Source organism: Kitasatospora sp. cg17-2 (assembly GCF_054031055.1).
Genome location: NZ_CM132923.1, coordinates 9,176,480 through 9,188,331, shown reverse-complemented (window position 1 = coordinate 9,188,331; position 11,852 = coordinate 9,176,480). Strand labels below are relative to the sequence as shown.

Below are 11,852 nucleotides of genomic sequence, written 5' to 3'. Positions count from 1 at the left end.
CGAGCTGCCCAGCGGAGCCCGACGCTCTGACGACGGACCGTCAGGCTCCGTACACAGCAGCGGCGGTGCGCACGAAGGCGCGGACCAGCGGATTCGGGTCCCCCGCGTTCCAGACCGCCAGCACCCGGCTCGGCGGCATGTCGGCCACCGGCACGACGGCCAGCCCGGCGGGCGGCTCGTGCCCGAGCGGGGCCATCCCGACCGTGCCGTTCCAGAGCACCGCCTGCCGGCACTCCTGGACGGCGCGGACGACCGGACCCTGTCGGCGCTCACCGCCGTTCCAGTACGCCTGCCAGCGCGGATCGGTGCCCTCCGGGAACTGGAACCACCGCCGCTCCGCCAGGTCCGCCAGTCGCAGCCGCGCGCGGCCGGCCAGCGGATCGTCGGCGCGCAGCACCGCCCCCACCGGGTCGGCCCGCAACTCGCGCACGGCCAGGCCGGTCTCCTCGAACGGGCCTCGGGTCAGCGCCACGTCGACCAGGCCGGCGCGCAGCCCGCAGGTCGGGTCGGTCAGATCGGTCTCGCGGACCCGGACCTCCACCTCGGGGAAGCTCCGCCGGTAGGCGGCGGCCAGCCGGTTCACCCCCAGGTCGGAGCTGTCGGCCAGGATGCCGACGGTCAGCGACGCCGGGCCGGCGGCCGCGGTGACCCGGGCGCGGGCCCGCTCGGCCCGGTCCAGCAGGTCCCGCGCTTCCGTCAGCAGGGTCTCCCCGGCCGGGGTGAGCGTGGTCCCGGTGGCGGAGCGGTTCAGCAGGACGGCTCCGAGCTCGCTCTCCAACTGCCGGATCGCACGGCTCAGCGGCGGCTGGCTCATGTGCAGCCTGGCGGCGGCCCGGCCGAAGTGGAGTTCCTCGCCGACCGCGACGAAATAGCGCAGCGTCCGCAGCTCCATACCCGCAACGATACCCGCGCGGTATCGGCCGCCACAGAACGGGTCTTGGACGGACGACCGGCCCCGGCGGTGGAATCGGGGCATGACCGGAACACCGAACGCCGACACACCCGCCACCGCACCCACCGCACCCACCGCACCCACCGCACCCACCGCAACGAACGCACCCACCGTCTCCGTGGTCGGTCCGGACGAGGGCGAGACCGTCCTGCTCGGCACCACCCGGATGCGGATCCTGGAGGACGGCGGCACCACCGGGCACCGCCTGGGCATCGCCGAGTCCGTCATCGCCCCGCACACACCGGGTCCGCCGCAGCACCGCCATGCCGGGCACGACGAGGGCTTCTACATCGTCTCCGGCTCGGTGCGCTTCACCGTCGGGGACGAGGAGCACGACGCGGTCGCGGGCAGCCTGGTCGTCGTCCCACCGGGGGCACCGCACACCTTCGCCAACGTCCGCGACGAACCGGCCGTCATGCTCAGCACCTTCACCCCCGACCCGTACGTCCGGTACTTCCGGGAGCTGCGGGACCTCCACGCCGACGGCGGGGCCATGACACCCGAGGCGCAGCTCCGGCTGATGCGCCGCTACGCGACCGAACCCGCCGGGGCTCCCGCCCCGGGGCCGTCCTGACCGGCGCGGACGGGCCGTGCCACGATGCGTCCCATGGACATCCAGAACCCCGGCGGGATCCTGGTGCGCACCGCCGCGCCTTCGGACTGGACCGCGATCGCGGACCTCGACACGGTCGCGGCGGCGGGTGACCCGGACCGCCGCGCGGCCGTCCGGCGCTGGTGCGAGCGGGGGCTCGTGCTGATGGCCGAGGACCCGTCGGGGCCGCTGGGCTACGGCGTGCTGGAGTACACCTTCTTCGAGCAGGGCTTCGTGACCATGCTGATGGTCGCGAGCCGCGCCCGCCGACGCGGTGTCGGATCGCTCCTGCTCGGAGCCGCCGGGGCGGCCTGCACCGCGCCGAAGCTGTTCACCTCGACGAACGTCTCGAACCTGCCGATGCAGCGGCTGCTCCAGCGTGAGGAGTGGCACGCGGTCGGGTTGCTGCACGGGTTGGACGACGGCGATCCCGAGCTCTTCTTCCGCTGCCCGCCGGACCGGACCGGGACCGGTCGCCACTGACCGGCGACACGGACTCCGGCCGCCCCCGGCGCACCCGCCCCGCTCGCACCGGGCTCAGCGGCCTGCCGGGACGCACCGGTGGTCCAGGGCCAGGGTGATCGCCCCGTGGAGGGAGGCGTCGGCGGTGAACCGCGCCGGGAGGACGGTCGGCGGGAAGGGGACGGCGCGGTCCAGGCGCTCGGCGAGGGCGGGCAGGATCACCGCTCCGGCGGCCATCATGCCGCCGCCGACCACGACCCGCTCCGGGTCCAGCAGCACCGCGATGTTGGCGACGGCCGTCGCGAGCGTGTCGAGCGCCTCGCGGGCGATCCGCCGGGCGGCCGGGTCGGGGCTGGTGAACAGGCGGTCGGCGGTGAGTGCCTCGCCCAGTTCGGCGGCGCTGCGCTCGGCGAGGGCCCTGCCGCCGACCAGTTCCTCCAGCGGGGCGTGCCCGTCGGCGAAGGCCGCGACGGGCGCCCCGGGCGGTCGGCCGGGGTCCAGGTAGGCGATCTCGCCGGCCGCCCGGTGCGCGCCGTCGAGCACCCGGCCGCCGACGGTGAGCGCGGCGGCGACACCGGTGCCGAGGCTGAGGTAGACGCCGGGGTCGGCGCCGCGCAGGGCGCCGCGGCGCAGCTCCGCGAGGGCTCCGGCGCGGACGTCGTTGGCCACCGCGACGCTCTCCACGCCGAGTTCGAGCGCCAGGCGGTCGGCGAGGGCGAGGTTCTCCCAGCCGGGCAGGTTCGGGGTGAGCAGAATCCGGTCCGGCCGGATGACGCCCGGGCTGACCGCGGCGTGGGCGAGCACCGGCAGCCCGAGCGCGGACCGGGCGTACGCGGCGAGTTCGCGGGCCGCCGCACCGGCGCGGGCGAGGACCGGGTCGGGCCCCTGCTCGGGCCGGGTGGCGAAGCGGATCCGCCGTACGGGGGTGCCGTCGGGGTCGGCGAGCGCGACCTCGGTCTTGGTGCCGCCGAAGTCGATGCCGATGACGGCGCCGTCGGGGTGTGAACGCCCGCGCGGGCGGGAGTGCGGGACGGGCTCGGGCCGGACGGCGGGGTCGGTGCTCAAGAGGGCGTCCTCGGGTGGTGGCCGAACGGCGGACGGGAGGCGGTGCGGCGCCACCCGCCCGCCGTCCGGCGGTCGGGGGTGAACGGTCCGGACGGCTAACCGATCCGCGCGGCCTCCGCCTCGTCGGCCTGGGCCTCCAGGAACTCCTCGCGGATCTCCTTGGGGCCGAACGGCCAGGCGCCCTCGGCCCGGGACCAGACCAGGAAGGCGACGCAGCCGAGGGCGACCCAGGCCAGCGACCATTCGACGGGGTGGACCCCGGGGTTGGCCTTGTCCGCGTAGCCGTAGATGACCGTCCAGCCGATCGCGGCGACGACGGCCGGCAGCGGGTACAGCAGCATCCGGTACGGGCGGGCGAGGTCGGGCTGCCGTCTGCGGAGCACGATCACGGCGGCGATCTGGGCGAGCGCCTGCACGATCACCATGACGCTGGTGAGCAGGGTGATCAGGACGGTCAGCGGCGGGTGCGCGGCGACGTTGCCGATGTGCCGGGCGAACAGGAAGCCGCCGGCGGTGATCGCGCCCATGGAGAGCAGGCCGACGACGGGGAACCCGTGCTCGGGGTGGAGCCGGCCGAAGGCGCGGAAGAACATCCCGTCGCGGGCCGCGTCGTAGGGGACGCGGGAGGCGCCGAGCAGACCGGCGCAGACGGAGGCGAAGGCGGTGATCAGGATCAGGACGGTCACCGTGTCGGCGGCGCCCTTGCCCCAGGTCTGTTCCAGGACCGCGGAGGCGACGGACCTGGAGGCGACGCTGTCGGGGTCGAGCATGTCCTGCCAGGGGATCACGCCGAGGACGCCGATCTGCATCAGCAGGTAGATGCCCATGATGGCGACGATCGAGAGGATGATGGCGCGCGGCATGACCCGGCCCGGGTTCTTGATCTCCGCCCCGAGGTAGGAGGCGGTGTTGTAGCCGAGGTAGTCGTAGATCCCGATGGTCAGACCGGCGGCGAAGCCGATCCAGAACTGGCCGTGGGTCAGCTCGATCGCGTGGGCGGGCCAGGTGAAGGCCATCGACGGGTGGAAGTCGGTGAAGGAGGCGAGGATCACCGCGCCGACCGAGACGATCATCACGCCCCAGAGCACCACGGTGGCCCTGCCGATGTTCTCCACCTTGCGCCAGAGCAGCAGCACCACCAGGGCCAGGACCGCGACGCCGACGATGTCGCCCTGCCCGGTCGTCAGGCCCGGCCACAGGTAGGAGAGGTACTGCACCAGGCCCTGGACGCCGGTCGACATGATCAGCGGGATGAACAGCATCGCCGTCCACACGAACAGGAACGGCATCAGCCGCCCGCTGCGGTACTGGAAGGCCTCGCGCAGGTAGACGTAGGTGCCGCCGGCGCCGGGGAGCGAGGCGCCGAGTTCGGCCCAGACCAGGCCGTCGGCGAGCGCGAGCAGCGCGCCCGCGATCCAGCCGACGACGGCTTGCGGGCCACCGAAGGCGCCGACCATCAGTGGGATGGTGACGAACGGGCCGATCCCGCACATCTGGCTCATGTTGATCGTGGTGGCCTGGAAGAGGCCGATTCTTCGGGTGAAGCCTGCGGACACTGGGGGCTCCATGAGGTGGGGGACGGAGCGGAGGAGGAGGCGGCGCGGGCATTAAGTTAAGGAACATTACTTTCATCGTCAAGGGTGTGCGCACCTCTCCTCGCGCCCGCGCTCCGACCACCCGCCCGGAACAGCCCGGTGCCCGGCCGCCCCCGAAGGGACGACCGGGCACCGGACCCGACCCCGACGGCACGCCGGACCGGTCACACCCGACGGATCGTCAATTCCCTCTCCGCGACCGCACGGAAGCCGTTCGGCCGGCGGCCCGTGACGCGCAGGACGGTGTCGGTGGTGCGGTCCTCGGCACCCTCGGCGATGGCACGGTCCAGGTCCGCCAGCAGCGCGGCGAACCGGGCCGGCATCCGCTCCGCCAGGGCGGCGGTCAGCTCCTCCGGCGTCAGGCGCCGGTGCACGACGGGACGACCCAGGACCTCCCCGGCGATCCGGGCGATGTCGTCGTAGCCGAGGACCTCCGGGCCGGTCAGCACCAGCTCGCGGTTCGGCGCCGGGTCGTCGGTGAGGGCGTGCACGGCCACGGCCGCGATGTCCTCGGCATCCACGAAGCCGACCCGCCCACCGCCGGTCGCGGTCCGGACGGCACCCTCGCCCCGGATGCCCTCGGCGTGCGGGTGCGCGCCGGTGAAGTTCTGCATGAACCAGGACGGACGCAGGACCGCCCACTCCGCGAACAGCCCGGGCAACGCCTCGTGCACCGCGCCCACCGCCGGACCGCCGCTGGGCACGGCCGAGGAACTCAGCAGGACGGCGCGGCGCAGGCCCGCCGCCCGGGCCAGGCGGAGGAACGGCAGCATGACCGGCGCCGGGTCCGGCTCCCCCACCGGGGGCACGAGGTAGACGCGGTCGCAGCCGACGAGGGCGTCGGCGAAGGTGGCGCGGTCGTACCAGTCGAAGCGCACCGGCTCGGCACCGGGGAGCGGGGTGGCCCGGCGGGAGGCGGCCCTGACGGGGCGGCCGGCCGCGACCAGCCGGGCGACGGTCCGGCTGCCGGTGGTCCCGGTGGCGCCGACGACCAGGGTGGCGGCGGCCCCGGCGGCGGTCATCGGGCACCCCCGGCGGCGAGGCCGGTGTTTTCGGGCATGGGTGTCACAGACATCTCCCTCCGAGATGATCCGGACCAGCGGTCCGTTTCATTCAGGGAAGATACGGACCACTGGTCCGGATCGCAAATATCCAGATCACCAATGCCCGAACAGCCGACACCCGGACCACCGACACCCGGATCACCGGCGTCCTAGCAGCCGACGCCCAGGCAGCCGGTGCCCGAGCAGCCGACGCCCGGTCAGCCCGCGCTGCGGCCGCTGACCAGGACGCGGTCGCCGAGGTGCTCACTGTGGAAGCCGACCTCGGCCAGCAGCGCGGCGACGCGGAGGGTGGCCTGGAAGTGCCGCGATCGGACAGCGGCACCACCCTGCAGACGGGCGCCGTCGACCCCGGCCGCACCGGAAGCCTCGGAGGCCGCACCCCGGGTCGCGGCCTGCCAGGAGACGATCACGCCATGGACGCCGTCGGAGACCGTGGCACCACCGGTCCCGAGCACCGCGTCGGCCAACGGGAGCCCGGCCGCGCGCAGCGTGGCGGTGACCGAGCCAAGGAGTGCGCGATGATCAGACAGCATGCAAACCAGTCTAATTACCAAATGACAGGTTAACTCCAGCTGAACGACCGATTTGGGCCTCAAGGGTGACACCACCGACAAGCCGGACACCCCGGACCGGCAGGAACCGGGCCTCGAAGGAAGCGGCGGACGGCCACCCGGCCGCCCGCCGCATCCGACTGCCACGCGCCTACCAGCGGTCGTGCACCAGCGGGCGGATCCGCGCGTCGTAGAGCTCGCGGACGGCGGCCAGCGTGCTGTCCGACAGCGGCGGGAGCCCGGCCGCGGCGGCGTTGGCGACCGCCTGCTCGGGGTTGCGGGCGCCGGGGATGACGGCGGTGACACCCGGCTGCTGGACGACCCAGCGCAGCGCCGTCTGCGCCGCCGTCGCACCGGCGGGGGCGAGTCCGGCGAACGCGGCGGCCGCCTCGACACCGGTCGCGAAGTCGACACCGGAGAAGGTCTCGCCCTGGTCGAAGGCCTCGCCGTGCCGGTTGTAGGTCCGGTGGTCGTCCGCGGCGAAGCTCGTCCGCGCGGTGTACCGGCCCGACAGGAGACCGGAGGCCAGCGGCACCCGGGCCAGGATGCCGACCCCGGCCTCGGCGGCCGCCGGCAGCACCCGCTCCAGCGGCTTCAGCCGGAAGGCGTTGAGGATGATCTGCACACTGGCCACCCCGGGGCGGGCGATCGCGGTCAGCGCCTCGGCGCAGGTCTCCACACTGACCCCGTACGCGGCGATGCGCTGCTCCGCGACCAGGGTGTCGAGCGCGTCGTACACCTCGTCACTGGAGTAGACGGAGGTCGGCGGGCAGTGCAGCTGCACCAGGTCGAGCCGCTCGACACCCAGATTGCTCCGCGAACGGTCGGACCAGGCCCGGAAGTTGGAGAGATTGTAGTGCTCCGGCCGCTGCTCGGCCCGGCGGCCGAACTTGGTGGCGACGAACACCTCCGCGTCCGGACGGCCCTTCAGGTAGCGGCCGATCAGCTGCTCGCTGCGGCCGTCGCCGTAGACGTCGGCGGTGTCGAAGAGGGTGACGCCGGCCTCGACGGAGGCGTCCAGCACCGCCAGGGCGTCCTCCTCCCGGACGTCGCCCCAGTCGGCACCGAGCTGCCAGGTGCCGAGCCCCACGACCGAGACAGGTCGGCCGGTTCGTCCCAGAATGCGCTGTTCCATGGGCCGACCCTCTCACAGAACCGCAGGTCCGCCGCGCAATCGCGGCCACCCCGGAAGCCCTCCCCGGCCCCGGTCGCACCGTGACGCCCGTCACAACCGGCGCACGGCCCCTGCCGCACTCCCCCGAGGGCGCCACAGGATGTCCATACAAGTCGAGGCGTTCTTCTGACGTACAGCAACCGGACACCGGCGGTCGGCCCGCACGTACCCCGTAGCCGCTGTCCTCTTCAGGCACCGTTCCTCCACCCCCCATGACAGGCAGAGGTCTCCCACCCATGGCTGAGCTGAACCGGCGCCGTTTCCTCCAACTGGCGGGCGCCACCGCCGCGTTCTCGTCGCTGTCGCAGAGCATCGCGCGTGCCGCCGCGATCGCCCCGGCCGGCGCCACCGGGACTCTCCAGGACGTCGAGCACATCGTCGTGCTGATGCAGGAGAACCGTTCGTTCGACCACTACTTCGGCGCGATGAAGGGCGTGCGCGGCTTCGGCGACCCGCGCCCCGTCACCCTGCCGAGCGGAAAGCCGGTCTGGTACCAGACCGACTCCGCCCGCAAGGAGATCCTCCCGTTCCGCCCGCAGGTCAACAACCTGGGCATGCAGTTCGTCCAGGACCTCAACCACGACTGGGCCGGCGGCCACAAGGCGTTCAACAGCGGCAAGTACGACCAGTGGGTGCCGGCCAAGACCGCCACCACGATGGCTTATCTGACCCGCCAGGACATCCCGTTCCACTACGCGCTCGCCGACGCGTTCACCCTCTGCGACGCCTACCACTGCTCGTTCATCGGCTCCACCGACCCGAACCGCTACTACATGTGGACGGGCCACACCGGCAACGACGGCACCGGCGGCGGCCCGGTGCTCGGCAACCAGGAGGCCGGGTACGGCTGGACCACCTACCCCGAGCGGCTGGAGCAGGCCGGCGTCTCCTGGAAGATCTACCAGGACATCGGCGACGGCCTGGACGCGGCCGGCTCCTGGGGCTGGATCAACGACCCCTACCGCGGCAACTACGGCGACAACTCGCTGCTGTACTTCAACAACTACCGCAACGCCAAGCCGGGCAGCCCGCTGTACGACAAGGCCCGCACCGGCACCAACGCCAAGGCCGGCGACGGCCTGTTCGACCTCCTGCGGCGCGACGTGCAGGCCGGTACGCTCCCGAAGATCTCCTGGATCGCCGCCCCCGAGGCCTTCACCGAGCACCCCAACTGGCCCGCCAACTACGGCGCCTGGTACATCTCGCAGGTCCTGGACGCGCTCACCTCCAACCCCGAGGTGTGGGCCCGGACGGCGCTGTTCATCACCTACGACGAGAACGACGGCTTCTTCGACCACGTGGTGCCGCCGTTCCCGCCCTCCTCCGCCTCCCAGGGCCTGTCCACCGTCGCCACCGGCGCGGACTACTACGGCGGCAGCGTCGGCTACGGCGCCGGCGCCTACGGCCTGGGCCAGCGGGTGCCGATGCTGGTCGTCTCGCCCTGGAGCACCGGCGGCTACACCTGCTCGGAGACCTTCGACCACACCTCGATCATCCGCTTCATGGAGCGCCGCTTCGGCGTGCTGGAGCCCAACATCTCGCCCTGGCGGCGCGCGATCTGCGGCGACCTCACCACCGCCTTCGACTTCACCGCCTCCAACCCGGCACCGGCCGCCCTGCCGTCCACCGCCGGCTACCGCCCGCAGGACGCCAACCGGCACCCGGACTACGTGCCCGCCCCGCCCGCCGTCGGCACCATGCCGAAGCAGGAGGCCGGCACCAAGCCCACCCGTCCGCTCAAGTACGCGCCGTACGTGGACGGTTCGGCCGACATCTCGACCGGCAAGTACCGGCTGACCTTCAGCGGCGGGGCGGCGGCGGGCGCACAGTTCCTGGTCACCTCGCCCAACCGCACCGACGGCCCGTGGACCTACACCGCGGAGGCGGGCAAGAACCTCTCCGACGCCTGGAACACCACCTACTCCAAGGGCGTCACCGACCTGACCGTGCACGGCCCCAACGGCTTCCTGCGCCGCTTCCGCAACCCGGGCAAGACCGCCGGGCCCGAGGTCACCGCGCGCCACAACCCGACCACCGGCAACCTCGACCTCACCTTCACCAACCCCGCCGGCGCCGACGCCGTCCTCACCGTCGCCAACGCCTACGGCGGCACCCCGCAGACCGTCACCGTCCGCCGGGGCGCAACCGTCGGGTACACCGTGGACCTGGGCGGCTGCCGCAACTGGTACGACGTCACCGTCACCTCCTCCGTGACGGCCGACTTCGTCCGCCGTCTCGCCGGCCACGTCGAGACCGGCGCCCCCGGCCTCTCCGACCCGGGCCTCCTCACCTACTGAGCCCGACCCGACCCGCCGACCCGGACCCGTCGGCCCGACCCGCCGGCTGTGCCCGGGCGCCCCGCACTCCGGGGCGCCCGGGCACAGCCGTCCTCGGGGCCGGGGCCACCCTCGCGCGCGCCCGGCCGCGCCTGGGCGCGCACGCGCCCGCGGCGTGCGAACCTGGGCCATGCCCCTTCCCCTGTACGGCGTGGCCGTCGGCACCTTCCAGGACTTCTCCCGCGACCCCTCGCACGACTTCGGCCAGTGGTACCACGGCCACCTGACCCTCTCGACGGCCGTCGGCGCCTTCGAGGCCGCCCTCGACGTCGACGCGCCCGGCAGCGTCGGCGTCTCCTACCGGCTGGTGGACGGCCTGCACCGCTCCGACCTGGGCCCGCTCCAGCAGCTGACCGCCGACTTCCACCGGCTCGACTCGTCACCGGCCTCCGGCGCGCTGGACTACGCCCGCAGCCCGCTGCTCCGCGACCCCGACTGGCTGCGCACCCTCAGGCGGCTGGTGCTGGGGGTGGTCGCGCTGCTGCAGAAGCAGCCCGTCGGCGCGCCGGCGTTCGGCCCGACCGTGGTCGACCGGCTGGTGGCGCTGCTCCACAGACTGCCGAACCGCCCCGTCGCGGTGTACCCGTGGGTGGCCAGCGACGGCGACAACGCGCTCGACGTGCTGGAGCCCCTGCTGCGCTCCGCCGACCGGATCTACGTCTTCGGCCAGCGCTTCACCACGGGTCTCGGCGTCCACGACGTGCACCTCAACCAGGGCGACCCGCTGGGCAGTCAGTGGTACGACACCGACGGCATCTGGCAGGACGGCGCCGTCGTCTGCGAGTTCGCGGACGGGCGGGTGGTGGTCTGGCAGATCAGGTTCAACACCCAGAGCCTGAACACCGACGGCGCCGGCCACCCGCTCTGACCGCCCGGCTCCCGCTGGGCGAACGGGACCGGCGGGACCGGTCGCAGGACCCGCCGACCGCCCCGCCCCGGCCGGGAGCCCGGCCCCGCCCCGCCGCACGGCCCCGCCCCGGACCCGAAACCTTCGTGTGGGAGGATCCCGCCCGAATGATCGACTTCGGGGGACGGTGGGGCACGTGCTGGTCTGGTTGGCGCGGGTGAGTGCGGTGGGCGCGTGGGCGGTGCTGTCCGTCGCGATCGTCTGGGCGTTCGGTCTGGGCGGCGGGACCCGCCAGCCGCTGACCACGATCGACACCCTCGGCCGGATCGGCATCGGCCTGCTCTGGCTGCGGGTGGCGGCACTGTGGGCGGCCAAGGCCGCCCGGATGTGGAACCGGCGCAGGCGCCGCCGGGTCTCCCTGTCCAAGGACCGCGCCCCGCTGCGGTTCCGGGTGCCGACGACCTTCGACGCGACCCCCTGGGTCTGGGTGCGCGTGACCGCCGTCCTCCTGCTGCTGCCGTTCGCGGCCGCGCTCCCGTGCGCCCTGAACGAGATGGACGGCGGCGAGGACGCGCGCGCGATCAAGAACGCGGGCGCGGTGGTGTCCACCGCGACGGTGGTCGGGGTGACGAACGCCGAGGCGGTCGAGGACTCCGACGGCGTGCTGAACCACTACGACTCCGACCTGGAGCTCGCCCTCCCCGACGGCCGCCGGATCACCGCCTGGGGCGCCGACACCCACGAGGAGCCCCGCACCGACATCCGGGTGCAGGTCCTGTGGGCCCCGTCGGCGCCCCAGCTGGGCCCGGTGGTACGCACCTGGGACCTCTCCCGGCACGTCGACACCGGCACGACGATCGGCGGCACGCGCCTCTTCCTGCTGCTGTTCTTCGGCCTGTTCTTCGTCTGCTCCGTGGTGCCGATATCCGTCGCGGCGGAGGCGGACCAACTGAACGACCTGGCCTGGCGACCCCTCGCCCAGACCGCCCTCCCCGTCCTGGCCACCTACCTCTTCCTGTGGATCCGCCCACTGCTCACCGGCGTCGGCGTCGGCGGGCCCGAGTCGATCCTGCCCGCCGTCTACGGCGGCTTCGCGATCCCGCTGCTGTTCCTGTACATCGGCCTGGCCGTCCGGGCGCTGGTCGACTGACCGGCCCCGGGCGCTTCTGCCAGGTGATCGCGGAGGCCGGCCCCGCAGCTGCGACGGGGCCCGC

Annotated in this window: 11 protein-coding genes; 5 read left to right on the top strand and 6 right to left on the bottom strand. The window is 73.4% G+C overall.

What is annotated here, in order from left to right; translation table 11 throughout:
- Window positions 1-40: 40 nt before the first annotated feature.
- Window positions 41-892: a LysR family transcriptional regulator gene (locus tag ACW14Y_RS38575; RefSeq protein ID WP_380440276.1), complete on the bottom strand. Its 852-nt coding sequence runs from the start codon at window positions 890-892 to the stop codon at window positions 41-43.
- 82 nt (window positions 893-974) lie between these two features.
- On the opposite strand from ACW14Y_RS38575, the gene ACW14Y_RS38570 reads away from it, so the two are divergent.
- Window positions 975-1,526, top strand: a complete 552-nt coding sequence (locus ACW14Y_RS38570) for a cupin domain-containing protein (RefSeq protein WP_456985128.1) — start codon at window positions 975-977, stop codon at window positions 1,524-1,526.
- Window positions 1,527-1,559: 33 nt separating this feature from the next.
- On the top strand, window positions 1,560-2,027 hold the full coding sequence (locus tag ACW14Y_RS38565) for an N-acetyltransferase family protein (protein ID WP_456985127.1): 468 nt from the start codon (window positions 1,560-1,562) through the stop codon (window positions 2,025-2,027).
- Window positions 2,028-2,081: 54 nt separating this feature from the next.
- Here the strand turns inward: ACW14Y_RS38565 and ACW14Y_RS38560 are convergent, their stop codons facing one another.
- The 5 genes from ACW14Y_RS38560 to ACW14Y_RS38540 all read right to left on the bottom strand — a co-directional run bounded on the left by ACW14Y_RS38560 (window position 2,082) and on the right by ACW14Y_RS38540 (window position 7,416).
- On the bottom strand, window positions 2,082-3,071 hold the full coding sequence (locus ACW14Y_RS38560) for an ROK family protein (protein ID WP_380440280.1): 990 nt from the start codon (window positions 3,069-3,071) through the stop codon (window positions 2,082-2,084).
- A 95-nt stretch (window positions 3,072-3,166) separates the two neighbouring features.
- The gene (locus tag ACW14Y_RS38555; protein ID WP_456985126.1) at window positions 3,167-4,639 is read right to left on the bottom strand and encodes an APC family permease; all 1,473 of its coding nucleotides are present in this window, start codon (window positions 4,637-4,639) and stop codon (window positions 3,167-3,169) included.
- A gap of 191 nt (window positions 4,640-4,830) precedes the next feature.
- Window positions 4,831-5,688 carry an NAD(P)H-binding protein gene (locus ACW14Y_RS38550; RefSeq protein ID WP_380440284.1) on the bottom strand — a complete coding sequence of 286 codons (858 nt, stop codon included), beginning with the start codon at window positions 5,686-5,688 and terminating at the stop codon, window positions 4,831-4,833.
- Window positions 5,689-5,927: 239 nt separating this feature from the next.
- The gene (locus ACW14Y_RS38545) at window positions 5,928-6,263 is read right to left on the bottom strand and encodes a hypothetical protein (RefSeq protein ID WP_380311889.1); all 336 of its coding nucleotides are present in this window, start codon (window positions 6,261-6,263) and stop codon (window positions 5,928-5,930) included.
- Window positions 6,264-6,432: 169 nt separating this feature from the next.
- Complete coding sequence (locus ACW14Y_RS38540) at window positions 6,433-7,416, bottom strand: aldo/keto reductase (RefSeq protein WP_456985125.1); 984 nt, start codon at window positions 7,414-7,416, stop codon at window positions 6,433-6,435.
- 275 nt (window positions 7,417-7,691) lie between these two features.
- Here ACW14Y_RS38540 and ACW14Y_RS38535 point away from each other — a divergent pair, with 275 nt between their 5' ends.
- The 3 genes from ACW14Y_RS38535 to ACW14Y_RS38525 all read left to right on the top strand — a co-directional run bounded on the left by ACW14Y_RS38535 (window position 7,692) and on the right by ACW14Y_RS38525 (window position 11,788).
- Complete coding sequence (locus tag ACW14Y_RS38535) at window positions 7,692-9,752, top strand: phosphocholine-specific phospholipase C (RefSeq protein WP_380311884.1); 2,061 nt, start codon at window positions 7,692-7,694, stop codon at window positions 9,750-9,752.
- Between the two features lie 169 nt (window positions 9,753-9,921).
- Window positions 9,922-10,659, top strand: coding sequence for a DUF2278 family protein (locus ACW14Y_RS38530; protein ID WP_380392299.1), 738 nt, complete (start codon window positions 9,922-9,924; stop codon window positions 10,657-10,659).
- 175 nt (window positions 10,660-10,834) lie between these two features.
- Window positions 10,835-11,788, top strand: a complete 954-nt coding sequence (locus ACW14Y_RS38525) for a hypothetical protein (protein WP_456985124.1) — start codon at window positions 10,835-10,837, stop codon at window positions 11,786-11,788.
- The last annotated feature ends 64 nt before the right edge of the window (window positions 11,789-11,852 follow it).

Bases quoted from the DNA above. Each gene is read 5' to 3' on its own strand.
- ACW14Y_RS38535 (WP_380311884.1), top strand. From the start codon at position 7,692: ATGGCTGAGCTGAACCGGCGCCGTTTCCTCCAACTGGCGGGCGCCACC.
- ACW14Y_RS38550 (WP_380440284.1), bottom strand. From the start codon at position 5,688: ATGACCGCCGCCGGGGCCGCCGCCACCCTGGTCGTCGGCGCCACCGGG.
- ACW14Y_RS38530 (WP_380392299.1), top strand. From the start codon at position 9,922: ATGCCCCTTCCCCTGTACGGCGTGGCCGTCGGCACCTTCCAGGACTTC.
- ACW14Y_RS38555 (WP_456985126.1), bottom strand. From the start codon at position 4,639: ATGGAGCCCCCAGTGTCCGCAGGCTTCACCCGAAGAATCGGCCTCTTC.
- ACW14Y_RS38575 (WP_380440276.1), bottom strand. From the start codon at position 892: ATGGAGCTGCGGACGCTGCGCTATTTCGTCGCGGTCGGCGAGGAACTC.
- ACW14Y_RS38565 (WP_456985127.1), top strand. From the start codon at position 1,560: ATGGACATCCAGAACCCCGGCGGGATCCTGGTGCGCACCGCCGCGCCT.
- ACW14Y_RS38545 (WP_380311889.1), bottom strand. From the start codon at position 6,263: ATGCTGTCTGATCATCGCGCACTCCTTGGCTCGGTCACCGCCACGCTG.
- ACW14Y_RS38570 (WP_456985128.1), top strand. From the start codon at position 975: ATGACCGGAACACCGAACGCCGACACACCCGCCACCGCACCCACCGCA.
- ACW14Y_RS38540 (WP_456985125.1), bottom strand. From the start codon at position 7,416: ATGGAACAGCGCATTCTGGGACGAACCGGCCGACCTGTCTCGGTCGTG.